The sequence below is a fragment of the Blattabacterium cuenoti genome (genome assembly GCF_014251795.1).
GTDB lineage: Bacteria > Bacteroidota > Bacteroidia > Flavobacteriales > Blattabacteriaceae > Blattabacterium > Blattabacterium cuenoti_AB.
The window spans coordinates 441,382-466,125 of record NZ_CP059201.1 but is presented as its reverse complement, the minus strand read 5'-3'; the positions used below and the strand labels follow the sequence as shown (position 1 = coordinate 466,125).

Here is a 24,744-nt window from a genome sequence, read left to right as displayed (position 1 = left end):
TTATGATATGTCAAAAAAATTAACTAAAAATAGAAAGAAAATTTTAGAGAAAATTTCTAGTAAAAATAAAAAATATTCTTTAAAAGAAGCAATATCTATCATTAAAGAAATAAAATTTGTAAATTTTGATGCATCTGTCGATATTTCTGTTCATCTAGGTATAGATGTTCGTTCTCCTAATCAAATGGTCAGAGGGACGGTTTTGTTACCCTATGGAACAGGAAAAAATATTTGCGTTTTAGCTTTAGTTCCTGAAGAAAAAGAATTAGAAGTTCAAAAAGCAGGTGCTGATTTTGTTGGATTAAAATATATTGAAAAAATTAAATCTGGATGGACAAATGTTGATATAATTGTTGCTACTCCTTCTGTCATGAACCAATTAGGAAATATTGGAAAAATATTGGGTCCTAAAGGATTAATGCCAAATCCTCAAATGGGGACTGTTTCTATAAATCCAGAAATATCCGTTAAAGAAATTAAATCAGGAAAAATAAGATTTAAAGCTGATCGTTATGGAATTGTTCATGCTTCAATAGGAAGAATTTCTTTTTTACATGATTATTTATTAATAAATATTGAAGAATTTATGAAAATAATTATTCGTAATAAACCTTCTGCATCTAAGGGTTCTTATATTAAAAGTATTTATTTATCCAGTACTATGAGTTGTGGTATTCCATTAGATTTAAAAAGTTTTGTGAACAAATGAACAAAGAAAATAAAAAAAAAGCATTATCGGAATTAGTTTCTATATTATCTCATAATAGTACGACGATATATTTAATTGACATGTCCGAATTAAATTCTAACCAAATATCTTTTCTTAGGAAAAGTTTTTATAAATATAATATTAAAATGAGAATGATAAAAAATACTTTATTGAAAAGAGCCATAAATGAGATTGAAAACAAAAAATTTGATTCTTTTTTTCCTATTTTAAATGGAAATACAACAATATTATTTTCCAGTTGTAATGTTGCAAATGTTGCTGCAAAAATTATAAAAAATTTTCATATCAAAGAAAAAACTGATAAACCTTATTTAAAAGGTGCTTATGCCCAAGAATTTTTTTATTTTGGTGGAAATAAAGATTTAAATTTGTTGTTTCATCTTAAATCTAAGGAGGATTTTATCATTGAAATTTTCAAATTACTTCAATTTCCAATTAAAAATATTCTTTCATCTTTATTGAATTCAACAAAATTCAAAATATGTGAAATTTTAGAAACTTTGTCTTCTACTTCTATAGGTAAAAAAAATAAAAATTATCTATAAAATATTAAAAAATAAAATAAAATGATAGAAAAGTTAGCAGAACAATTAGTGAATTTAACTGTAAAACAAGTTAATGAATTAGCCACTCTTTTAAAAAAAGAATATGGAATAGAACCATCGACTTCAATACAAAAGAAAGAAACTTTACATCAAAAAGAAAAAGTTGATGAAAAAAAGGAGAAAAGTATTTTCAACATAATTTTGAAATCGTCTGGAAATTCTAAATTATCTGTAGTTAAATTGGTGAAAGAAATTACTGGAAAAGGATTGAAAGAATCTAAGAATTTAGTGGATAATATTCCAAGTATTCTCAAAGAATCTGTGAATAAAAAAGAAGCAGAAGATTTTAAAAATAAATTTGAGGAAATAGGAGCTGAAGTGGAATTAAAATAAACAATTTATATTTTTAAATTAAAATTGGTGAATACAGAAAAAGAAAGAATCACTTTTGCCTCAGTAGCAAAACAAGTAGAGTATCCGGATTTTTTGGATATTCAAATCAAATCATTTAAAGAATTTTTTCAATTAGATACAAAATCGGAAAATATAAAAAACGAAGGATTATTCAAAGCTTTTACAGAAAATTTTCCTATTTCTGATGCTAGAAATTCTTTTGTTTTAGAATTTAAAGGTTATTCTATAGATTCTCCTAGGTATTCAATAGAAGAATGTATAGAAAGAGGTTTAACCTATAGTGTTCCTTTAAAAGCTAAATTAAAACTATATTGTACTGATCCTGAACATGAAGATTTTGAAACTGTATATCAAGATGTTTATTTAGGAACATGTCCTTATATGACTCCTTCTGGTTCTTTTATTTTTAATGGATCTGAAAGAGTTATAGTTTCTCAATTACATCGTTCTCCTGGTGTATTTTTTGGTCAATCTCATCATGCTAATGGAACCAAACTTTATTCCGCAAGAATTATTCCATTTAAAGGGTCATGGATAGAGTTTGCTACAGATATCAATAATGTTATGTACGCTTATATTGACAGGAAAAAAAAATTACCAATGACAACTTTGTTACGTGCAATTGGATATGAAAGAGATAAAGATATATTAGAAATATTTGATTTAGCTGAAGAGATAAAAATAAAAGGAAACGAAAAAAATATTCTAAATAGAACTTTAGCCGCTAGGGTACTGAAAATTTGGAATGAGGATTTTGTAGATGAAGATACAGGAGAAGTTTTATCTGTAGAAAAAAATGAGGTTCTTATAGATAGAAATGTTTTTTTAAAAGATGAACACATTGATCTCATGATAAATTATGAAATTCAAACTGTTTTACTCCATAAAGAAGGAGGAAGAAAAAAAGATTATTCTATTATTTATAATACTTTACATAAGGATCCAACTAATTCTGAGAAAGAAGCAGTCGAATATATTTATAAACAACTTAGAAATACTGAGCCTCCAGATGAAGAAACGGCCAGAAGTGTTATAGATAAACTTTTTTTTTCTGATGCTAGATATAGTTTAGGACCTGTGGGGAGATATCGTTTGAATAAACGTCTTGGTCTCAAGATAGATTCTAATTATTTAGTTTTAACTAAAGAAGATATTATTGCAATAGTAGAACATTTGAATGCTTTGTTCAATTCTAAAAGAGAAGTAGATGATATTGATCATTTATCTAATAGACGAGTCAGAACAGTAGGAGAGCAACTTTATACTCAATTTAGTATTGGTTTAGCGAGAATGGCGAGAACTATAAGAGAAAGAATGAATGTTCGTGATAATGAAGTTTTTATGCCTATAGATCTTATTAATGCTAAAACTTTATCATCTGTAATTAATACTTTTTTTGGAACAAATCAATTATCTCAGTTTATGGATCAAACAAATCCTTTGTCAGAGATAACTCATAAAAGGAGACTTTCAGCATTAGGTCCTGGTGGATTATCTCGAGAAAGAGCTGGTTTTGAAGTTAGAGATGTGAATTATTCCCATTACGGAAGATTATGTCCTATAGAAACTCCAGAAGGTCCTAATATAGGATTGATATCTTCTCTTTCTGTATTTGCTAAAATAAATAAGATGGGATTCGTTGAAACTCCTTATAGAATTGTCTATGCTCAAAAAGTTGATTTAAAATCTAAAGTTAAATATTTAAGTGCAGAAGAAGAAGAGGGAAAAATTATCGCACAAGCTAATGCTATTGACAAAAACGGGAATTTTTTATCTCATCGAATTATAGCTCGTGAAGATGGGGATTTTCCTATAGTAGAACCTAATCAAATAGATTATGTAGATGTTGCGCCTAATCAAATAGCTTCTATATCTGCTTCTTTGATTCCTTTTTTAGAACATGATGATGCAAATAGAGCTTTGATGGGGTCTAATATGATGCGTCAAGCAGTTCCTTTATTAAAACCAGAAGCACCTATTGTAGGAACCGGATTAGAAAAACAAGTTGCAAGAGATTCTCGTATGTTGATTCATGCAAAAAAAAATGGATTTGTCAAATATGTTGACGCTAGAAAAATTATTATTTGTTATCATAAAACAAATAAAGATAAAGAAGATTTAATTAGTTTTGATTCTGAAGATCAAGTTTATGACTTAATTAAATTTAGAAAAACAAATCAAAATACATGTATCAATTTAAAACCTATTGTAAAAAAAGGAATGAGAGTAATTCGAGGGCAGATTTTATGTGAAGGATATGCTACAGAAAATGGAGAATTAGCTTTAGGAAGAAATTTAAAAGCAGCTTTTATTCCATGTAATGGTTATAATTTTGAAGATGCTGTTTTGATTTCAGAAAAAGTTGTAAGTGAAGATTGGTTTACTTCTATTCATATAGATGAATATTCTTTAGATGTTCGTGATACAAAATTGGGTATGGAAGAATTAACTAATGACATCCCCAATGTTAGTGAAGAAGCGACTAAAGATTTAGATGAAAATGGGATAATCAGGGTAGGAGCAGAAGTGAAACCTGGAGATATTCTTATTGGAAAAATAACTCCAAAAGGAGAATCTGATCCAACACCAGAAGAAAAATTATTAAGAGCAATTTTTGGAGATAAAGCAGGAAATGTGAAAGATGCTTCTTTAAGGGCTGAACCATCATTGTTTGGTGTTGTTATAGATACAAAACTTTTCACTAGAAGTATAAAAGATAAAACATCTAGAATTCAAGATAAAATTAAAATAACACGTTTAGAAAAAGAATATGAGAAAAAATTTTTAGATCTTAAAAATATTTTGGTTAAAAAGTTGCAATTTATTTTGGATGGAAAATTATGTGATCATTCTGTTTTGAATGAAAAAAAACAGGAAGTTTTCAAAAAAGGGATAAAGTTTACTATGAAAATACTTAACAATATAAACGATTATATAGGAATTTTTTCTAGTGATTGGACTGATGACATAGAAATTAACAATTTAATATCAGAAATTTTACATAATTATAAAATAGCGGTAAATGACTTAAATAGTTCTTTCAAACATAAAAAATTTTCTATTAGTGTTGGGGATGAATTACCTTCAGGTATTGTGAAAATGGCTAAAGTATATATTGCTAAAAAAAGAAAATTAAAAGTAGGAGATAAAATGGCAGGAAGACATGGAAATAAGGGAGTCGTAGCTAGAATATTAAGACAAGAAGATATGCCTTTTTTAGAAGATGGGAGTCCTGTTGATATTGTATTAAATCCTTTAGGAGTTCCATCAAGAATGAATATAGGACAAATATATGAAACTGTATTAGGATGGTCTGGATATAAATTAAATATAAAATTTTCTACACCTATATTTGATGGAGCAACTATAGAAGAAATTTGTAAACACACAGATAAAGCTAAAATTCCTCGTTTTGGAACCACTTATTTATTTGATGGAGGAACAGGAGAAAGGTTTGATCAGCCAGCTACTGTAGGAGTAATATATATGTTGAAATTAGGTCATATGGTAGATGATAAAATGCATGCACGTTCAATCGGCCCTTATTCTTTAATTACACAACAACCTTTAGGGGGGAAAGCTCAATTTGGGGGCCAACGTTTTGGAGAAATGGAAGTTTGGGCGTTAGAAGCTTTTGGTGCTTCCAATATTTTGCGTGAAATTTTAACTGTTAAATCAGATGATGTTCCTGGAAGAGCTAAGACCTATGAATCTATAGTAAAAGGAGAACCAATGCCTGAACCTAATAATCCAGAATCTTTTAACGTTCTTTGTTATGAATTAAAAGGGTTAGGATTAGATATACGTTTAGAAGAATAGATTTTAATTATTCCATATTTTTATGAAATGAATAGAAAAAAAAACAACAGATTTAATAAAATAACTATTCGATTAGCTTCTCCGGAAGTCATATTGAAAGAATCTCATGGAGAAGTATTAAAACCAGAAACAATTAATTATAGAACTCACAAACCGGAAAGAGATGGACTTTTTTGTGAAAAAATTTTTGGTCCAGTAAAAGACTATGAATGTGCTTGTGGTAAATATAAAAGAATTCGTTATAAAGGTATTGTTTGTGATAGATGTGGAGTTGAAGTTACTGAAAAAAAAGTAAGGAGAGAACGTATGGGACATATAAGTCTTGTAGTCCCCGTTGCTCATATTTGGTGTTTTCGATCATCTCCTAATAAAATTGGATATTTATTAGGGTTACCTTCTAAAAAACTTGAAATGATTATTTACTATGAACGATATGTTGTTATTCAAGGAGGAGTTGGGGTTCGTTCAGATGGATCTTCATTAGAAAAAGGAGATTTTCTTACTGAAGAAGAATATTTACAAGTTTTAAATAAACTTCCAAAAGATAATCAATTATTAGAAGATTCTGACTCGAATAAATTTATAGCTAAAATGGGAGCAGAATGTATAGAAGATCTTTTAAATCGAGTTGATTTAGATATTCTATCTATAGAATTAAGAAATCAAGCTCATAATGAAACATCTAAACAAAGACGAATTGAAGCATTAAAACGTTTACAAGTTGTTGAATCTTTTAGGGAAGGAAAAAAAAATGGAGGAAATCCATCTTGGATGATTATTCATGTATTATCAGTAATACCTCCTGAATTACGTCCTTTAGTTCCATTAGATGGAGGACGTTATGCTGCTTCTGATATGACTGATTTATATCGTCGCGTATTGATAAGAAATAATCGTTTAAAAAGACTTATAGAAATTAAAGCTCCTGAAGTAATTTTACGAAATGAAAAAAGAATGTTACAAGAAGCAGTGGATTCTCTTTTTGATAATTCAAGAAAAATTTCTGCTGTTAAATCAGAAGCAAATCGTCCTTTAAAATCTTTATCTGATGCATTGAAAGGGAAACAAGGTCGTTTTCGACAAAATCTTCTTGGAAAAAGAGTAGATTATTCAGCTCGATCTGTTATTGTTGTAGGACCACATTTGAAATTACATGAGTGTGGATTACCTAAAGATATGGCTGCAGAGCTTTATAAGCCTTTTATTATACGTAAATTAATTGAAAGAGGAATTGTTAAAACAGTAAAATCTTCAAAAAAAATTATTGATAAAAGAGATCCTATGATATGGGATATTTTAGAAAATGTTTTAAAAGGACATCCTATATTATTGAATAGAGCTCCTACGTTACATAGATTAGGAATTCAAGCTTTTCAACCTAAATTGATAGAAGGAAAGGCTATTCAATTACATCCTTTAGTTTGTGCTGCTTTTAATGCAGATTTTGATGGAGATCAAATGGCAGTTCATTTACCATTATCTCATGGAGCTATATTAGAAGCTCAACTTTTAATGTTAGCTTCTCAAAATATATTAAACCCGGCTAATGGATCTCCTATTACTGTTCCTTCTCAAGATATGGTATTAGGATTATATTATATGACTAAACCTTTATTATCAAATAAAAAAATAAAAGTAAAAGGAGAAGGACTTATTTTTTATTCTCCAGAAGAAGTTGAAATAGCATATAATCAGAGAGTTGTAGATTTACATGCTTCAATTAAAGTTAAAGTTCTTATTCGTGAAGAAAAAAAATTTTTTTCTAAAATCATAGAAACTACTGTAGGAAGAGTATTATTTAATCAAGTAGTACCTAAAAAAGTAGGATTTATTAATGAATCTCTTACAAAAAAATCTCTTAGAGAGATTATAGGAAGAATATTACATCTTACAGATGTACCTACTACTGCTAATTTTTTAGATGACATTAAAGAATTAGGTTTTTATAATGCGTTTAAAGGTGGTTTATCTTTTGGATTAGGAGATATAATTATTCCTGATAATAAAAAAGATATGGTAAATCATGCAATTAAACAAGTAGATAATGTAAAAACGAATTATAATATGGGATTAATTACAAATAATGAACGTTATAATCAAGTAATTGATATATGGACTACTACTAATGCTATGCTTACGGAAAAAGTAATGAAATATATGCGAGAAGATAGAAAAGGATTTAATCCTGTATATATGATGTTAGATTCTGGAGCAAGAGGTTCTAAAGAACAAATACGTCAGCTTTCTGGAATGCGTGGTTTAATGGCAAAACCTAAAAAAGCAGGGTCTTCTGGAGGAGAAATTATTGAAAATCCTATTTTATCCAATTTTAGAGAAGGGCTTTCTATTTTAGAATATTTTATATCTACTCATGGTGCTCGTAAAGGATTAGCGGACACAGCATTAAAAACTGCAGATGCTGGATACCTTACAAGACGTTTAGTAGATGCAGCTCAAGATGTTATTATAAAAGTGGAAGATTGTCAAACTTTAAGAGGATTAGAAATTTCTGCATTAAAAAAAAATGAAGAAATAGTGGAAACCTTATTTAATAGAATTTTAGGACGTACATCTTTAAATGATATTTATAATAAAAAAAATCAATTGATAGTTTCTTCAGGAGAAATAATTGATGAAAAAATAGCAGAAGTTATTGAAAAATCTGGAATAGAAATAGTGGATGTTCGATCTCCTTTAACTTGTGAAGCTAGAATGGGTATTTGTTCTAAATGTTATGGTCGTAATTTATCTACAGGAGAAATTGTTAAAAAAGGCGAAGCAGTTGGAGTAATTGCAGCACAATCTATTGGAGAACCAGGAACTCAATTAACTTTACGTACTTTTCATGTTGGAGGAACAGCAGGAAATATTACAGAGTCATCACAAGTAAAAGCAAAATATGATGGAATAGTAGAATTCGAAGATTTAAAAATTGTGAAAACAAAACGGGATCCAATAGGAATAGTGGTTTCTCGATCTACAGAAATGAAACTTTTCAAGTTTAATAAATCATCTGTTTTAATGATGAATAATATACCTTATGGTGCATCTTTATATGTGAAACATGGGGATCAATTAAAAGCAGGAGATATAATTTGTAAATGGGATTTATATAATGCAGTTATTGTTTCAGAATTTTCTGGTATAATATCTTATCAAAATTTAGAACAAGGTGTTACTTTTCAAATAGAAATTGATGAACAAACTGGATTTCAAGAAAAAGTAGTAATGGAGGTTAGAAATAAAAATTTGATCCCAACGCTAAAAATTATCAATGAACAAGATGAAGAATTAAAAGTATATAATTTACCAGTAGGTGCTCATTTGATGGTAGAAGATGGAGAAAAAATAGATGTAGGAAAAATATTAGTTAAGGTACCAAGAAGAAGTGCTAAATCAGGAGATATAACAGGTGGATTACCCCGTCTTTCTGAATTATTTGAAGCTCGTAATCCATCTAATCCAGCTGTAGTATCAGAAATAGATGGAATAGTGAGTCATGGAAAAATTAAAAGAGGAAATAGAGAAATTATTGTAGAATCTAAAACAGGAGAAATCAGAAAATATCTTGTTAAATTGTCTAGTCAAATATTGGTGCAGGAAAATGATTATGTAAAAGCAGGAATGCCTTTATCAGATGGAGCAGTTACTCCTAATGACATTTTAAATATAAAAGGACCTAGAGCTGTTCAAGAATATTTAATAAAAGAAATACAAGAAGTATACCGTTTACAAGGTGTAAAAATTAATGATAAACATTTTGAGGTCATCGTTTTACAAATGATGAGAAAAGTAGAAGTTATAGATGTAGGGGATACAAAATTTTTAGAAGGTAATATTGAATATAGAGATGATTTTATAGAAGAAAATGATAAAATATCTCAAATGAAAGTAGTTGAAGATCCTGGAGATACTGAAATCTTTAAAAAAGGAGATATTGTTAATTTGAGAGATCTTAGAAATGAAAATGCAGTTTTAAAATATAAAAATAAAAGATTAATAATAATGAGAAATGCAATTGCTGCTACAGCAAGACCTATATTACAAGGTATAACAAAAGCAGCGTTACAAACTAAATCTTTTATATCTGCAGCTTCATTTCAAGAAACAACAAAAGTTTTAAGTGAAGCTGCTATAAGTAGTAAAGTTGATTACTTACATGGATTAAAAGAAAATGTTATTGTAGGACACAAAATACCAGCAGGAACTGGATTAAGAGAGTATGAAAATCTTTCTCCAGATATTTTGTAAAAAGTTTAGTTTATAAAAAATTTTTTATCACTTTTTTCCATTGATTTTTTATAGATACCGTTTTATTGAAAACAATTTCATTTTTTTCATTATCTACATAAAAATAGCCAATTCTTTGGAATTGAAAATGGTCTCCCTTTTTAGCCTTTTTTAAAAAAGGTTCCGCATAAGCTATAATTTGATTTTTTGATTTAGGATTCATATATTTATGAAAAGTATCTATATCTGGATTTTTCTTTAAAAAAAGAGGATTATATAAATTAATTTTTATGGGAAAAAAATGTTTTATAGAGACCCAGTGTAAGGTGCTTTTCACTCTTCCTTTTTCTTCAATTTGATTTTTTTTACCAGATTTACTTTTAGGATCATAAGTACAATGTATTTCTTTTATTTTTCCTTTTGAATTTTTGATGACATAATTCGCTTTTATGATATAAGCATTTTTTAATCTTACTTCTTTTCCAATACAAAGACGAAAAAAATTTTTTTCTTCTTTTTCTAGGAAATCATCTTTTTCAATATATATAAATTTGGAAAATGGAACTTTTCTGCTTCCGTAATTATTATTTTCTGGATTATTTTCTGCTTCTACCCATTCAGTAGTATTTAAATAATTATCAATAATTAATTTAATTGGATGTAAAACTACCATAACTCTAGAAGCTATTTGATTTAAATGTTCTCTAATACAAAATTCAAGAAAAGATATATCAATTATATTGTTTCTTTTTGTTATTCCTATTTTGTGAATAAAATTTTTTAAAGCAATAGAAGTGTATCCTCTACGACGTAACCCTGATATTGTGAGTATACGAGGATCATCCCAAGATTGAATAATATTTTTTTCAATTAAATATTGAATTTTTCTCTTACTAGTTATAGTATGGCTTAAATTTAATCTTGAAAATTCTATTTGTTTGGGGATAATTTGATTTTTTTTATCAATACAAATTTGATCTAAATACCAATTATATAATGGACGTCTGTTTTCAAATTCTAAAGAACATAATGAATGAGATATTTGTTCTATATAATCACATAATCCATGTGTCCAGTCATAAGTAGGGTATATACACCATTTATATCCAGTTTTGTGATGTTTTCTTTGTAAAATTCTATACATAATTGGATCTCGCATATTCATATTTGGAGAACTCATATTGATTTTAGCTCTTAAAACACAAGATCCTTCTTGAAAAAATCCGTTTTTCATTTTTTCGAAAAGAAACAGATTCTCATCTGTAGATCTATTTCTGTAAATACTATTAATACCAATTTCTAAGGGATTTTTCCTTTGTAATTGGATTATATTTTGAGATTGATCATCTACATAAGCTTTATTTTCTATAATTAATTTTATAGCCCATTCATAAAGTTTATGAAAATAATCTGAAGCATAACTTTCATGATCCCAATTGAAACCTAGAAAAAGGATATCTTTTTTTATGGAATCTATAAAATTTTTGTTTTCTACTATAGGATTAGTATCATCAAATCTTAAATTAATTGGAGATTGATATTTTTTACTTAATTCAAAATTTAAACATATAGCTTTTACATGACCAATATGAAGATATCCATTAGGTTCAGGAGGAAAACGAAATTTAATTTTTTTTATAGGAAATCCATTTTTTATATCTTCCTCTATAATTTTTTCAATAAAATGTACATATGATTTTATTACGAATAATAATTATAAATTTGATACGAATATAATTAATTTTTTGAAAAAAATATATTTTTGTTATATTATTTTAATAATTATTATTTGAATTACACAAAAACAATTCAATGGATTTTTGATCGTCTTCCAATTTATCAAAAAATTGGATTGAAATCATATAAGCCAGGATTAGAAAGAATACAAAATTTTTGTTCTTATTTAGGAAATCCACAAAATTATTTTAAAAGCATTCATGTAGGGGGAACAAATGGAAAAGGATCAACAGTGCATATGTTATCTTCTATTTTACAAGAAGAAAAATATAAAATAGGGTTATTTACTTCTCCTCATTTAGTAGATTTTAGAGAAAGAATAACTTATAATGGTATTTTCATAGAAGAGGATTTTATCGTAGACTTTATAAATAAAAATAAAAAATTTATAGAAGAAAAAAAAATTTCATTTTTTGAAATGAATACGGCTTTAGCTTTTCAATATTTTAAAGAAAAAAAGGTAAATATAGCAATTATTGAAGTAGGGATGGGAGGAAGATTAGATTCTACTAATCTGATTATTCCAGAAATATCTGTAATTACAAACATTAGTTTAGATCATACAGAAACACTCGGAAACAATCCATTCAAAATTGCTTTAGAAAAAGCAGGAATTATAAAGAAAAATGTAACAGTAATAATAGGAAGAAAAATATCGAAACATATTCGATTATTCTTTCTTAAAGAAGCTTTAAAAAAAAATGCTCCAATTTATTTCTCTATCAAATCTGAAAAAGATTTTCAATATAAAATGCCTTTTCAAGCAAATTATCAAAATTTAAATAGAAGTATAGTATTAAAAATTATAAATATTTTACATCATAGAAAAAATATAATAATATCTAATGAATCAATAAAAAAAGGATTTAAAAATGTAATAAAAAATACTTCCTTTAAAGGAAGATGGCATATTTTACAAAAAAAAAGACCAAAAATTATTTGTGATATAGCTCATAATGAAGAAGGTATATATTTGATAAATAAACAATTAAAAAAAGAATCATATGATGAATTGCATTTAATTTTAGGTTTTGTGAAAGAAAAAAAAGTGGATCAGTTGTTAAGATATTTTCCTATTGAATCTTTTTACTATTTTTGTCAACCCAATATAGATAGAAAATATTCTATTCATAATTTGAAAAAATTAGTCAATAAAATATTTAAAAATCGTAAAAAAATAAATTTTTTTACTTCTGTCAAAGAAGCTTTTTTGCATGCTAAAAATAAAGCAAATGATAACGATTTAATTTTTATCAGTGGAAGTACATTTGTTGTATCAGAGATACTACTAGATACTAGTATATTATAATTATAAGAATTTTTTTTCTTACATTTGATAAAAAAAAATAGGGGCAATTAGCTCAGTTTGGTTTAGAGCATCTGTTTTACAAGCAGGGGGTCACTGGTTCAAATCCAGTATTGCCCACTATTTTCAAAATGAAGTTTAAAATTTCATATTGATCTTTAGGATCAAACCATGTAATTGACATGTCTTTTTTATACCATGTTAATTGTTTTTTTGCATATTTTCTAGTATTTTTTTTTATTTTTTCTATACTTTCATACAAATTATTTTTTTCAGAAGAAAGAAATTCAAATATTTCTTTATATCCTATGGTTTGTAAACTGTTCAAATTTCTATAATGATAATATAATTTAGCTTCATCTAATAAACCTATTTTTATCATTTTATCTACTCTATTATTAATTCTAGAATAAATCTCGCATCTAGGCATTGTTAACCCTATTTTTATAATGACAAAATTTCTTTTTTTTTTTTGTAAAAAAAAGAAGGATTTTTACCTGTAGATTTAACGATTTCTAAATATCGAATTAATCGTCTAGGATTAAAAATATCTATTAGATCGTCTGATTTTTTTAGTTTAAAAAATTCTTTTTGTAAAAAGGAAATTCCTTTTTTTTTAAAATGATAAATTAAATGATTTCTAAAGTTTAAATTAATTTCAGGAAAATCAGATAATCCTTCTGTTACAGCTTTTTCATACAAACTAGATCCTCCTACCATAATTAATATGGAATATTTATTAAATAATTCTGATATTTTATTCAAAGAATCGGTTTCAAATAATTTAGCATTGTATACCTGATGAATACTTAAATTTCCAATAAAATGATGTGGAATACGAGATAGTTCTTCTACAGTAGGCATAGAAGTCCCTATTTTTAATTCTTTATAAAATTGTCTAGAATCACAAGATAAAATTTCAGTTTTTAATTTTTCAGCTAAAAATAAAGATAAATGAGTTTTACCTATACAGGTAGGACCTAAAATAAAAATGATAAATTTTTGTTTCAATTTGAAACGGAAGAATATTTAGACAATTTATTATACATCCAATAATCTGCTAAAACTAAAGCGGTCATAGACTCAACAATAGGAACGGCACGAGGTAAAACACAAGGATCATGTCTGCCTTTTCCTTCTATAAAAATCAAATTTCCGTTTTGATCTATAGTTTTTTGTTTTTTCATGATTGTAGCTACAGGTTTAAATGCAATTCTAAAATAAATATCCATTCCATTTGAAATTCCTCCTTGTATTCCTCCGGATAAATTTGTTTTTGTAGTTCCATCTGTTTGAAATAAATCATTGTGTTGAGATCCTGTAAGATGAGTTCCATAAAATCCACTTCCATATTCAAATCCTTTTACTGCATTAATTGAAAGCATAGCTTTTCCTAGTTCAGCATGTAATTTTTCAAAAATAGGTTCTCCTATTCCTATAGGAACGTTTTTAACAACACAAGTGATAATTCCTCCTATAGTATCTCCTTGATTTTTTATTTTTTTGATTTTTGATATCATTTTTTCCGCAGTATCTGGATCTGGACATCTTATAGGACTTCTTTCTATTGATTCTCTAGATAAATTTAATTCTTTATAAGATTTTTTGATAGATATATCTCCGACAGATGAAACATAAGACGTTATTGTAATATTTTGTATTAATTGCTTTGCAATTGCACCAGCCACAACTCTACATGTTGTTTCTCTTGCGGAAGAGCGTCCTCCTCCTCTATAATCCCTTATTCCATATTTTTTTTCGTATGTCAAATCTGAATGCGATGGACGATAAACTTCTCGAATATGACTGTAATCATCTGATTTATGATCTTTGTTATAAATAATAAAACCTATAGGAGTTCCTGTGGTTTTATTATTAAATATTCCAGATAAAAAATTGACTTCATCAGATTCATTTCTTTGAGTAACTATAGATGATTGTCCAGGTTTTCTTCTATTTAATTCATACTGAACTTCTTGAAGATTTAATTTTATTCCAGCTGGACATCCATCAATAATTCCACCTAAAGCTGTTCCATGACTTTCACCAAAAGTACTAACTCGAAATAAATTTCCAAAAACATTTCCTGCCATAAAATTTTAGTTTTTAATTTCTATAGAAAAAGGTCTTCCTAAATGATTTATTCGACTCATACCCATTAATATTTTATTTCTATAACGTTTCTCCACTTCAAATAATGAAGAATTTGATAAAATTTCTATATGACCGATGTTGATACGACGTGAGTTCTTCACTGCTTGATTGATTAAATTAATCAAACCTAATTTCGTTAAATTATCTTTAGAACCTATATTTAGAAAAAGTTTTGAAAAAGATTTTTTTTTCTTATAATGATGATTATCTTTATTGGAAATAGGAATAGGATTTAAATCTTTTGAGTTTTTGTAATAATTTATAAAATGATTAAATTCAATCCAATAGAAACGTTTAATTAATTCTTTTTTATCTAAAAATTCTAGATTTTTTTGTATTTCAGGAAGAAATTTCGTCATTAGTTTATCATCTACAACTACTTTTTTTACTTTCTCTATAAAATAGAATAATTGTTTTTCGCATATTTCTTCTCCAGTAGGAAGCATGAGACGATTAAAATTTTTTCCAATTTTTTTTTCAAATTCTCTTAAATTTCGAATTTCTTTAGTTTGAATTATACAAACAGAAATCCCTGTATTTCCAGCTCTTCCAGTTCGTCCGCTTCTATGAACATAGATTTCACTTTCTTTTGGAATACTATAATTAATAACATGTGTTATATTATTTACATCTAATCCACGAGCGGCTACATCTGTAGCAACAAGAAATTGTAAATTTTTATTTCTAAATCTATTCATAACAGATTCACGTTGTGTTTGTGAAAGATCTCCATGTAAAGCATCAGCGTTATAACTATCTTTTATTAAGATTTCAGCTATTTCTTTAGTTTCTTTTTTTGTGCTACAAAATATAATTCCATAAATATCAGGATTTATATCAACAATTCTTTTTAAAGCTAAATATTTTTTATTCAAGTTTTCTATGACATAATAAACATGTTTTACATCATTAGAACCTATATTTTTTTTTCCTATTACAATTTCTACAGGATTTTTTAAATATTTATGGGCTATCACATTCATATATCTTGACATTGTTGCCGAAAACAATAAACTTTGTTTTTTCTTTGGTAATTTTTCTATAATATAATCTAATTCATCTTTGAATCCCATATTCAACATTTCATCTGCTTCATCAAGGACTAAATATTTAATTTTGTTAAAACATAATTTTTTTCTTTTAATTAAATCAATAATTCTTCCCGGAGTTCCTACTATAATATGAGTTTTACTTTTCAAATATTTTATTTGAGTGTTGATATTAGCTCCTCCATATAAAGAAACAATTTTTATAAATGACGAAAATTTTGAAAAACGAAAAAGATCTCGTGTAATTTGTATACATAATTCTCTTGTTGGACATAAAATTAAAGCTTGAGGAAGAATAGATTGAAAATCTATTTTTTGAATAATTGGAAGTCCAAAAGCCGCCGTTTTTCCTGTTCCAGTTTGAGCTAATGCTATAATATCTTCTCCTGAAGATAATAAAAAAGGAATAACTTTTTCTTGTATTGGAGTGGGATATTTAAATCCAATATCTTCTATAGCTTTAATTATATTTTCGTTAAAAAAATTGTATTCTTTAAATGTTTTGTTTTTCATAAACAAATGGTAAAAATACTATTAGAGTTCATATGTTTTATAACAAATATAGATATTTAATATGAACTAGAACATCGTATAATTATTTAATTGAATATTAAGCACTTATTGTATTTTTTTTTATAATTTTTTCGATTATAGTTTTGTATCTTATAAAAAGTAACAGAGCTGATATAGTTAATCCTAAACCTAATCCAATCCATATGCCTACACCTCCCATTTTGATAGTAATAGACAAGAACCATGCTGATGGTATAGCAATAATCCAATAAGAAAAAAAACTAATCCACATAGGAATATGAACATCTTGTAATCCTCTTAAGGCTCCAAGAATAATTCCTTGCAATCCATCAGATAATTGAAAAAAACTAGCAACAACAATCATTTTCTCTGCAAGTTTAATAACCTCTTCATCATTTTGAATATAGATATAAGGAATGTAACTTTTAAATAAAAAAAAGAAAAAACTACAAATTAACATGAAAATAATACCCATAAAAAAAATAGATCTTCCTATTATTTTTAATTCTAAATAATTTTTTAACGCTAATTGGTTTCCTATTCTAATTGTAGCAGCTACAGAAAAACCTGTGCTTAAAAGAAAGGTAGAAGAAACTAAACTAATAACTATTTGATGTGCAGCTAAGACTTTAATTCCGCATTTTCCTGATATAAAAGAAGAAATAGCGAAAGCACTAACTTCAAATAACATATGTAATCCAGAAGGAATTCCTATTTGTAATATTTTTTTTATATATTTTTTTTTGAAAAAAAAACATTTTAATTCATTATAATAATTATGTACTTTTTTATACTTATACAATAAAATAAAAATACCTATAAGCATAATTATACGAGATATTAAAGTTGCATAAGCAACTCCAATAATGCCTAATTTAGGAACGATAAAAACTCCCTTTATAAAAACATAATTTAATATAATATTAATCAATGCAGAGATCCAAGTTATAATAAGACCAGGAAATACTAAGGATAATCCTTCTGAAAATTTTCGAAAAACTTCGAATATCATCCAAGGAATGAAAGAGATTGAAACGATTCTCAAAAAAGAAATAGTTTCATTTAATATTTCTTTAGGTTGCCCTAAATAAGGAAAAATGTAACAAAATATATATGTTAATCCATACATTAATACGGATAAAATCAAGTTTAAAATTAATCCATGATGAAAAATAATAGCTCCTTTTTTGTATTCTTGTCTTGCATCCGTAGATGCAATTAAAGAAGAAATAGCAATGGATATTCCTAATCCAAAAATGATCATAATAAAAAAAACAGCATTAGCTAATGATACTGAAGCTAAAGCTTGTTTCCCTAAAATTCCAACCATCATATTATCAGATAGGCCTATACATATTACTCCCAGTTGAGTAAAAAAAACAGGAACGGCTAATAAAAAATTTTCTTTAATATGTTTTAAATATATTATGCTTTTTTCCTTAAAAAGAAGATATAATTTTTTTAAAATTAATAAATTCAGTTTGATACTTTTATAAAAGGCAATTTTACAATTTGAATAGGGATTTTTTTCTTTCTTATAAGAATAAATACAGAATTTCTTTTATTGTGATTTATTAAATATCCTAATCCAATCCCTTTTTTTAAAACTGGAGAATAAACACCAGAAGTTACATGACCAATATTAATATTATTTTCATCTATAAATAAGTATCCTTTTCTAGGAATTTTGTTTTTATCTTCGATAACAAAGGATATAAATTTCTGATATGTTCCTTCTTTTTTTTGTTTCTGTAATATTTTTTTTGCTATGAATTCTTTATTGAATTTTACTATCCATGATAAATGAGCTTCTATAGGAGTTATTGTTTCGAAAATATCTTGTCCATATAAACGGTATCCCATTTCTAATCTCAAAGAATTTCTACTTGCTATTCCACAAGGAAGTATTTGATCTTTGTCCATTTTTAAAATATCATTCCATATTTTTTCAGCATTTTTATTAGAAACATAAATTTCTATTCCTTTAGATCCTGTATATCCTGTACGAGAAATTAATACATCTTTTATTCCTGAAAATTTACCAATTTGAAAATGATAAAAAGAAATTTTATCTAAAAAAATATCTGTTAATTTTTGGGCATAAAATAAAGATAATGGGCCTTGAATAGCTAAAAGAGAATATTCTAGAGATGTGTCTATCAATTTTAAATCATCATATTTATATTTTTTTATATGATCATTAATCCATTTTTTATTTTTTTCAATATTGGAAGCATTAACTATCAGCAAAAATTCATGATATGAAATTTTATAAATAACTAAATCATCAATAATTCCACCTATATTATTAATGAAACAAGTATATTGAGCTTGTCCTATTTTTACTGTAGATAAATCATTTGTAGTTAGATATTGAATTAATTTTTCAGAATTTTTTCCTTTTAAAATAAATTTTCCCATATGACTGACATCAAAAATACCAGCACTGTTTCTCACAGACATATGTTCAGCTAAAGAAGAATTATATTGAAGAGGCATGTAAAATCCAGAATAATTTACCATTTTAGCACCTAAACAAATATGATTATTATATAAAATTGTTTTTTTAATAAAACTTTTATTGGTTACCGTCATATTCAACAAAATTATTTTTCGTTTCGTACAAAGTCATTTTTAGATCTAAATTAGAAGATATCCTTTTTTTTATTTTTTTCCACATAAAAATAACAATGTTTTCTATAGTGGGATTAATAGATGAAAATTCTTTAATATCTAAATTAATATTTTTATGATCAAAAAGTTTTTCTATTTCATCAGAAAGAATATATTTCAATTTTTGCAAATTGAAAACGAATCCTGTTTCAGGATCTATTTCTCCTGTTAGACTTACAATGTATTTATAATTATGTCCATGATAGTTTAAATGAGCACATTTTCCAAATATATCAATATTTTTTTTATAGTCCCAATGACTGTTGTAAAGTCTATGAGCCGCACTAAAATATCCTTTTCTATTTATAGTAGCTATCATATTCGTTTTAATTGATTTAAATAATCTCTAACAATAATTTTTAACCAAATCGTGTAAGAGTTTGGATAAATATGAATATTCTTAATTAATTCATTTAATGAAATCCATTTCCAATTATCTACTTCTTTGAAATTTATAATTGGAGATTTTTCATAATATCCGACAAATACATGATCTAATTCATTTTCTATTAAACCATTACTTAAAAATCCATGATAAGTAAAGCTAAATTTTTTTTCTAAGAAACAATCAAAACCCATTTCTTCTATCAAACAACGATGTGCTGCTTTTAAAACAGATTCATTTTTTCTAGGATGACTACAACAGGTATTAGTCCAAAGTAAAGAAGAATGATATTTTATTGAAGATCTTTTTTGTAACATTAAATTATTTTCAAAATTAAAAATAAAAACGGAAACAGCACTATGCAATAATCCTTCTGCATGAATTTTTTCTTTTTTTTCAAATCCTATAATTTCATTTTTCTTTCCTACTAAAGGAATAAGATCTTCATAATACTTTTCCCTTTTCATAAATATGAACTAATTTTTGTATTGATTTTGATATAGATAAGATAATATAATGTAAATTTGTGTTGTTTGTTTTTTAATTTATGAAAAAAGAAATTCAAGAATTACTAAATGAATTAAATAATTTAAAAAAAAACACATTGATGAACATGATGAGAATTCAATTTGTTTTTTTATCTCCTCAATTAAATATATTAATAGCAAAAATGCCCATAAACCAAAAAATATTTCAACCTTTTGGATATCTTCATGGAGGAGCTGTTATGACTTTAGCTGAAAGTGTCGGAAGTTCTGTTTCCTTTATCAACATTAAAAACGAAAGAAAAAAAAATTTTAAAATTTTTAGCATTGAAATTTCTGCAAATCATGTTCAATCTATAAGAAAAGGTATTTTATTTGCCAAAGCTCAAATTTTTCACAAAGGAAATACTTTACATTTTATTCAAATTCATATTTATAACGAAAAAAAAAATATCATTAGTTTTTGTAAACTAACTAATATCATAATTATTAAAAATTAATTATGTCAAAAGAAATTAATATTTTCTCTTTATACAAAAAAATCATAAAAAGTTATTACAATAAAAATAGTTTTGTTCTCTTTAGGAAGCCTAACGAAAAAAAAATCTTTTTTTACCTTCATTACAATTCCATAAAAGATGAAACAAAAAAATTTTTTTTAATTAAAAATTTTAATAACAATCATACCATAAAAATACAACCAAAAAAAATTTATAGTACAAATATACAAAAATATAAAGGTAAAATTTTTCCTTCTTTTTGGGAAAAAAATTCATCATTATTGACATATTCTTATAGATATAAAAAACTGATAAAAAAAGCTATTGAAAATATCAAAAAAGGATTTTTTAAAAAAGTTGTTTTATCTAGATCTATCAAAATTCCTTTTCAGAATTTTGATTTTAAAAATACGTTTGTAAAATTAATTTATACTTATCCAAATGCTTTAATTAGTCTTTGGTATGATTTTAAACATGGGTTTTGGATTGGATGTTCTCCAGAATTATTAATGAAATGTCATAATAAACAATTAAAAATTTCAGTTTTAGCAGGAACTCTTTGGAAAGAGACCAGCAAGTGGACAAATAAAGAAATAGCAGAACATAAAATTGTTATAAAATATATTTTGAATATGTTAAAATCTTATAAAGGGTCTATTCGCATAAAGAATACTAAGATCAAGAAAATCGGTCATTTAAAACATTTAGAAACTTCAATTTATTTTTTTTTTGATGAGATTCCTGATTATAATGAAATATTAAATCGTTTACATCCAACTCCTTCTGTATGTGGATATCCAAAAGATCAATCATTAGATTTTATTCATAAGAATGAAGAACACAAAAGAAATTTTTACACAGGATATTTTGGAATAGTTGATAAAACTAATATGGAATTGTATATAAATTTAAGATGTGTAAGAATAAAAGAGGATAAAAAAGAAATGACTTTGTATGCGGGCAGTGGAATCACTGTGGATAGTAATGTCCATCAAGAATGTATAGAAACAGAAAATAAAATAAAAAATATTCTTTCTCAACTCATTTTTAAATAATTTTTTTCTTTCTATGAAATGGCCTTATAATTAAACGTACACTTTTGTGATAATGAAAATATTGAATAATCCAATTGGTTAAAGCAATTACTCGATTTCTAAAACCAACTAAACTAACTAAATGAATAAACATCCAAACAATCCAAGCTAAAAAACCTTTTAATTTCAAATAAGGAAAATCACATACTGCTTTATTTCTACCAATAGTAGCCATTGATCCTAAATTTTTATAGACAAAAGGTTTAATATTTTTATTTTCACATAAAACACAATTTAAATTTTTAGCTAGATAATTTCCTTGTTGTATAGCAGGTTGAGCTGTCATAGGATATCCATTAGGATAATGTTTATTGGAATTCATGTAAGAAACATCTCCTATTGCAAAAATATTTTTATATCTTATAGTTCTAAGATAATCGTTCACTAAAATTCTACTTCCTTCTATATCTTCTTCTGAAAAACCCTTTATAATAGCACCTTTAACTCCTGCAGCCCATATTACATTGGAAGATTCTATTTTTTTATTTTTTTCCATAGAAACTATTTCTCCATTATAATCTTTAACTAGACAATTTAACCAAATAATAACGCCTAATTCTTTTAAATTATCATAAGCTTGTTTAGCTGATTTTTGAGACATCCCATCTAATAATCTAGATGTAGCTTGTAATAAGTGAATATTCATATGTTGAATATCTAAATCAGGATAATCATATGGTAACACATATCTTTTCATTTCTGCTAAAGCACCAGCTAATTCCACTCCAGTAGGTCCTCCTCCAACAATAACAAAAGTCATCAATCTTTTCTTTTCTTTATCATTTTTTGTTAATAAAGCGGATTCAAAATCTTGTAAAATGAGACTTCTTAAATTTAAAGCTTCTGGAATAGATTTCATAGGTAACGCAAATGATTCTATATTCTTATTTCCAAAATAATTGGTAATAGATCCTGTTGCTAAAATTAAATAATCATAGGATAAATTACCTACATTTGTATATATTTTTTGCTCTTTTGTACTTATATAATGAACAAAAGCTAGTCTAAAAAAAAAGTTTTTTGTTTCTTTAATTATATTTCTGATAGAATGTGCTATAGAATCTGGTTCTAAACCTGCTGTAGCTACTTGATATAACAAAGGTTGAAAAGTGTGATAATTATTTTGGTCTATAAGTACCACTTGAAATTTATCTCTTCTCAATTTTTTCGCCACCTGTAATCCAGCAAATCCAGCTCCAATGATTATGACTCTTTTTAAGTTGTTTACTTTTGGTATATTCATAGTCAAAAATTTGACATAATAAGCTAATTTATATATATTTTCATTTTAATTTATAAATTAATAATTTTGTTTAAAAATAGATTTTTATGACTTATTATTTTATTGTGGGAACTACCTTTTTATTAAGCGTTGTTGTTAATACAATGTTAAGAAATAAGTATATATCTTATTCCAAGATTTACATACACTCACGTATGAGTGGAAAAGAAATAGCAGAAAAAATGTTAATGGATCATGGAATTTCAGATGTTCATGTTCTTTCTGTAGAAGGAGAATTAACTGATCATTATAATCCTATCAATCAAACCATTAATTTAAGTGAAAAAGTTTATAATGAGAGTACTGCCGCTTCAGTTGCAATAGCAGCACATGAATGTGGTCATGCTTTACAACATAGATTAGGTTATAATTTATTAAAATTACGGAATCATTTAATCCCTATTTTAAATTTTACTTCTAAGTTTATCAATCTATCGATAATGGCTGGATTAACTATTTTTTACAGTTCAGGAGGAAAAGATTCTTTCATCCTAAAATTAGGAATAGGATTGTTTTTTTTAGTAGTGATATTTTCTGTTCTTACATTACCTATAGAATTTGATGCAAGTAATAGAGCTTTAGTTTGGTTAAAAAATAAGAATGTAGTTAACTATCAAGAATATCATAAAGCAAAAGAATCATTGAATTTAGCAGCTATGACTTACGTTATTTCTGCTTTAGGAAGTTTGTCTCAATTAATATATTTTTTGTCTCTTTTTACAGAGAAAAAAGAGGAAAATCTTTAATTCTTTAATTCTTTATTTTTTTCTTCTTTTTTTTGGTATTTCTAGGATTTGGACGAAGATTTCCGTATGTTTTATTTATTATTTTTCCTCTCCGAGTTTTTTTATCTCCTTTTCCCATATAGTATGATTTATAAAAATTTTTTTAGTAATTCATATGTTCTATTTGCTTCTTCTTGAAAGTGATATGTGGATAAATCATTTTGAATTATGAAATTAGATGCTTTTTCTCTTTTTTTATTAGATATTTGATTTTTTAAACGATCTATAATTTGATTTTCATTCAAATTATCTCTTTTAATTACTCTATTGATCATATTTTCTTCAGATGAAATTATAGTTATAATGAAATTACATTTTTTGTAACTTCCACTTTCAAATAGTATGGCAGATTCCTTTATTGCACACATAATTTTTTTTTTTTGTACAGATGATATCCATTGTTTGAAATCAAGTGATATCCATGGATGAACAATTTTGCATAGCAATTTTAATGCAGTAGGATTTTGAAATACAGTTTCAGATAAATAAAATTTATTTATTTTATTTTTTTTATAAGATTTTTTTCCAAAATATTTTATGATATTTTTTTTTATAATTTCTATTTGATTCATTAATATTTTTCCTCTTTGATCTGAACAGTAAATAGGTATTCCTTTTTTTCTTAGAAAAGAAGAAAATAAACTTTTCCCACATCCCATTTTTCCCGTTACACCTACTAATGTTAATTTTTTATACTTTACTTTTTTGATCATGATCATTATTATTACTGTAACGTAATTGAGTTAATTCTTTTGATATTGTATTTTTTTCAATTTTTATTTTTCCTGAAAGAGTTTCCAATACAAGAAAATGATCTGTAACATCTATAATTTTTCCATGTATTCCTGAATTTGTTACTATATGATTTCCTTTTTTTAAATTTTCCTGAAATTTTTTTTCAATTTTTTGTTTCTTTATTTGAGGACGTATCATAAAAAAATAAAATATAATAAAAATTAGCACAAACATCAAAATAGTGTTTGCTATAGAATTTTGTTGTAATGAAAAAAACATAATAATAT

The 24,744-nt window shown here is 26.0% G+C and carries 20 protein-coding genes, 1 tRNA gene and 1 pseudogene; 10 read left to right on the top strand and 12 right to left on the bottom strand.

Translation table 11 applies throughout. The annotated features are described in order from the left end of the window. The first annotated feature begins 7 nt into the window (after window positions 1-7). From rplA to rpoC, 5 genes are read left to right on the top strand one after another with little or no spacing between them, the layout of a single operon-like run. Window positions 8-709, top strand: coding sequence for a 50S ribosomal protein L1 (gene rplA, locus H0H55_RS02290; protein ID WP_185861143.1), 702 nt, complete (start codon window positions 8-10; stop codon window positions 707-709). Continuing rightward, a complete protein-coding gene (gene rplJ / locus H0H55_RS02285) occupies window positions 706-1,275 on the top strand; it encodes a 50S ribosomal protein L10 (RefSeq protein WP_185861142.1) in 570 nt (189 codons plus the stop codon). Before rplA ends, rplJ begins: the two co-directional genes overlap by 4 nt. Window positions 1,276-1,296: 21 nt before the next feature. Then, complete coding sequence (gene rplL, locus H0H55_RS02280) at window positions 1,297-1,668, top strand: 50S ribosomal protein L7/L12 (RefSeq protein WP_185861141.1); 372 nt, start codon at window positions 1,297-1,299, stop codon at window positions 1,666-1,668. A gap of 24 nt (window positions 1,669-1,692) precedes the next feature. Beyond that, window positions 1,693-5,508, top strand: a complete 3,816-nt coding sequence (gene rpoB, locus H0H55_RS02275; protein ID WP_185861140.1) for a DNA-directed RNA polymerase subunit beta — start codon at window positions 1,693-1,695, stop codon at window positions 5,506-5,508. Window positions 5,509-5,535: 27 nt separating this feature from the next. After that, window positions 5,536-9,759: a DNA-directed RNA polymerase subunit beta' gene (rpoC, locus tag H0H55_RS02270; RefSeq protein ID WP_185861139.1), complete on the top strand. Its 4,224-nt coding sequence runs from the start codon at window positions 5,536-5,538 to the stop codon at window positions 9,757-9,759. Window positions 9,760-9,769: 10 nt separating this feature from the next. Here rpoC and glnS read toward each other — a convergent pair whose 3' ends face one another. After that, on the bottom strand, window positions 9,770-11,419 hold the full coding sequence (glnS, locus tag H0H55_RS02265) for a glutamine--tRNA ligase (RefSeq protein WP_238784185.1): 1,650 nt from the start codon (window positions 11,417-11,419) through the stop codon (window positions 9,770-9,772). Window positions 11,420-11,527: 108 nt separating this feature from the next. Here glnS and H0H55_RS02260 point away from each other — a divergent pair, with 108 nt between their 5' ends. Further along, window positions 11,528-12,784, top strand: a complete 1,257-nt coding sequence (locus H0H55_RS02260) for a bifunctional folylpolyglutamate synthase/dihydrofolate synthase (RefSeq protein ID WP_185861138.1) — start codon at window positions 11,528-11,530, stop codon at window positions 12,782-12,784. Between the two features lie 41 nt (window positions 12,785-12,825). After that, window positions 12,826-12,901, top strand: a tRNA-Val gene (locus H0H55_RS02255). Here H0H55_RS02255 and miaA read toward each other — a convergent pair. From miaA to H0H55_RS02220, 7 genes and pseudogenes are all read right to left on the bottom strand, one after another. Further along, window positions 12,861-13,792 (bottom strand): annotated as a pseudogene (gene miaA, locus H0H55_RS02250) (tRNA (adenosine(37)-N6)-dimethylallyltransferase MiaA). The gene H0H55_RS02255 and the pseudogene miaA overlap by 41 nt on opposite strands. Continuing rightward, window positions 13,789-14,874, bottom strand: coding sequence for a chorismate synthase (aroC, locus tag H0H55_RS02245; protein WP_185861137.1), 1,086 nt, complete (start codon window positions 14,872-14,874; stop codon window positions 13,789-13,791). Before aroC ends, miaA begins: the two are co-directional and overlap by 4 nt. 6 nt (window positions 14,875-14,880) lie before the next feature. Then, window positions 14,881-16,497 carry a DEAD/DEAH box helicase gene (locus tag H0H55_RS02240; RefSeq protein WP_185861136.1) on the bottom strand — a complete coding sequence of 539 codons (1,617 nt, stop codon included), beginning with the start codon at window positions 16,495-16,497 and terminating at the stop codon, window positions 14,881-14,883. Between the two features lie 97 nt (window positions 16,498-16,594). After that, window positions 16,595-17,848, bottom strand: coding sequence for an MATE family efflux transporter (locus tag H0H55_RS02235; RefSeq protein WP_238784184.1), 1,254 nt, complete (start codon window positions 17,846-17,848; stop codon window positions 16,595-16,597). Between the two features lie 146 nt (window positions 17,849-17,994). Next, window positions 17,995-19,113 carry a glycine cleavage system aminomethyltransferase GcvT gene (gene gcvT, locus H0H55_RS02230; protein ID WP_185861135.1) on the bottom strand — a complete coding sequence of 373 codons (1,119 nt, stop codon included), beginning with the start codon at window positions 19,111-19,113 and terminating at the stop codon, window positions 17,995-17,997. Beyond that, window positions 19,097-19,510, bottom strand: a complete 414-nt coding sequence (locus H0H55_RS02225) for a 6-pyruvoyl trahydropterin synthase family protein (protein WP_185861134.1) — start codon at window positions 19,508-19,510, stop codon at window positions 19,097-19,099. Before H0H55_RS02225 ends, gcvT begins: the two co-directional genes overlap by 17 nt. Then, complete coding sequence (locus H0H55_RS02220) at window positions 19,507-20,043, bottom strand: isopentenyl-diphosphate Delta-isomerase (RefSeq protein WP_185861133.1); 537 nt, start codon at window positions 20,041-20,043, stop codon at window positions 19,507-19,509. The genes H0H55_RS02225 and H0H55_RS02220 overlap by 4 nt, the downstream gene beginning before the upstream one ends. A gap of 80 nt (window positions 20,044-20,123) precedes the next feature. On the opposite strand from H0H55_RS02220, the gene H0H55_RS02215 reads away from it, so the two are divergent. Together H0H55_RS02215 and H0H55_RS02210 are read left to right on the top strand one after the other, a co-directional pair. Further along, entirely contained in the window at window positions 20,124-20,561 is a 438-nt protein-coding gene (locus tag H0H55_RS02215) for a PaaI family thioesterase (RefSeq protein WP_185861132.1), read from the top strand. A gap of 2 nt (window positions 20,562-20,563) precedes the next feature. Beyond that, window positions 20,564-21,616, top strand: coding sequence for a chorismate-binding protein (locus H0H55_RS02210; RefSeq protein ID WP_185861131.1), 1,053 nt, complete (start codon window positions 20,564-20,566; stop codon window positions 21,614-21,616). Here H0H55_RS02210 and H0H55_RS02205 read toward each other — a convergent pair. Further along, on the bottom strand, window positions 21,609-22,898 hold the full coding sequence (locus H0H55_RS02205; RefSeq protein ID WP_185861130.1) for an NAD(P)/FAD-dependent oxidoreductase: 1,290 nt from the start codon (window positions 22,896-22,898) through the stop codon (window positions 21,609-21,611). The two genes, H0H55_RS02210 and H0H55_RS02205, sit on opposite strands and share 8 nt — an antisense overlap. A gap of 86 nt (window positions 22,899-22,984) precedes the next feature. On the opposite strand from H0H55_RS02205, the gene H0H55_RS02200 reads away from it, so the two are divergent. Then, window positions 22,985-23,683, top strand: coding sequence for a zinc metallopeptidase (locus H0H55_RS02200; protein WP_185861129.1), 699 nt, complete (start codon window positions 22,985-22,987; stop codon window positions 23,681-23,683). A gap of 4 nt (window positions 23,684-23,687) precedes the next feature. On the opposite strand, the gene H0H55_RS02195 is transcribed toward H0H55_RS02200, so the two are convergent. Genes H0H55_RS02195 through yajC form a run of 3 tightly spaced genes read right to left on the bottom strand, consistent with a single transcriptional unit; the run spans window position 23,688 to window position 24,736 of the window. Beyond that, on the bottom strand, window positions 23,688-23,801 hold the full coding sequence (locus H0H55_RS02195) for a 30S ribosomal protein THX (protein WP_185861128.1): 114 nt from the start codon (window positions 23,799-23,801) through the stop codon (window positions 23,688-23,690). A 10-nt stretch (window positions 23,802-23,811) separates the two neighbouring features. Beyond that, entirely contained in the window at window positions 23,812-24,435 is a 624-nt protein-coding gene (coaE, locus tag H0H55_RS02190; protein WP_185861127.1) for a dephospho-CoA kinase, read from the bottom strand. After that, window positions 24,413-24,736, bottom strand: coding sequence for a preprotein translocase subunit YajC (gene yajC / locus H0H55_RS02185; protein WP_185861126.1), 324 nt, complete (start codon window positions 24,734-24,736; stop codon window positions 24,413-24,415). The genes coaE and yajC overlap by 23 nt, the downstream gene beginning before the upstream one ends. Between the last annotated feature and the right edge of the window lie 8 nt (window positions 24,737-24,744).

Excerpts from the sequence above, each read along its gene's own strand:
- rplA (WP_185861143.1), top strand. The coding sequence starts at position 8 with ATGTCAAAAAAATTAACTAAAAATAGAAAGAAAATTTTAGAGAAAATT.
- rplJ (WP_185861142.1), top strand. The coding sequence starts at position 706 with ATGAACAAAGAAAATAAAAAAAAAGCATTATCGGAATTAGTTTCTATA.
- rplL (WP_185861141.1), top strand. The coding sequence starts at position 1,297 with ATGATAGAAAAGTTAGCAGAACAATTAGTGAATTTAACTGTAAAACAA.
- rpoC (WP_185861139.1), top strand. The coding sequence starts at position 5,536 with ATGAATAGAAAAAAAAACAACAGATTTAATAAAATAACTATTCGATTA.
- aroC (WP_185861137.1), bottom strand. The coding sequence starts at position 14,874 with ATGGCAGGAAATGTTTTTGGAAATTTATTTCGAGTTAGTACTTTTGGT.
- H0H55_RS02240 (WP_185861136.1), bottom strand. The coding sequence starts at position 16,497 with ATGAAAAACAAAACATTTAAAGAATACAATTTTTTTAACGAAAATATA.
- H0H55_RS02235 (WP_238784184.1), bottom strand. The coding sequence starts at position 17,848 with ATGGTTGGAATTTTAGGGAAACAAGCTTTAGCTTCAGTATCATTAGCT.
- gcvT (WP_185861135.1), bottom strand. The coding sequence starts at position 19,113 with ATGACGGTAACCAATAAAAGTTTTATTAAAAAAACAATTTTATATAAT.
- H0H55_RS02225 (WP_185861134.1), bottom strand. The coding sequence starts at position 19,510 with ATGATAGCTACTATAAATAGAAAAGGATATTTTAGTGCGGCTCATAGA.
- H0H55_RS02220 (WP_185861133.1), bottom strand. The coding sequence starts at position 20,043 with ATGAAAAGGGAAAAGTATTATGAAGATCTTATTCCTTTAGTAGGAAAG.
- H0H55_RS02215 (WP_185861132.1), top strand. The coding sequence starts at position 20,124 with ATGAAAAAAGAAATTCAAGAATTACTAAATGAATTAAATAATTTAAAA.
- H0H55_RS02210 (WP_185861131.1), top strand. The coding sequence starts at position 20,564 with ATGTCAAAAGAAATTAATATTTTCTCTTTATACAAAAAAATCATAAAA.
- H0H55_RS02205 (WP_185861130.1), bottom strand. The coding sequence starts at position 22,898 with ATGAATATACCAAAAGTAAACAACTTAAAAAGAGTCATAATCATTGGA.
- H0H55_RS02200 (WP_185861129.1), top strand. The coding sequence starts at position 22,985 with ATGACTTATTATTTTATTGTGGGAACTACCTTTTTATTAAGCGTTGTT.
- H0H55_RS02195 (WP_185861128.1), bottom strand. The coding sequence starts at position 23,801 with ATGGGAAAAGGAGATAAAAAAACTCGGAGAGGAAAAATAATAAATAAA.
- coaE (WP_185861127.1), bottom strand. The coding sequence starts at position 24,435 with ATGATCAAAAAAGTAAAGTATAAAAAATTAACATTAGTAGGTGTAACG.
- yajC (WP_185861126.1), bottom strand. The coding sequence starts at position 24,736 with ATGTTTTTTTCATTACAACAAAATTCTATAGCAAACACTATTTTGATG.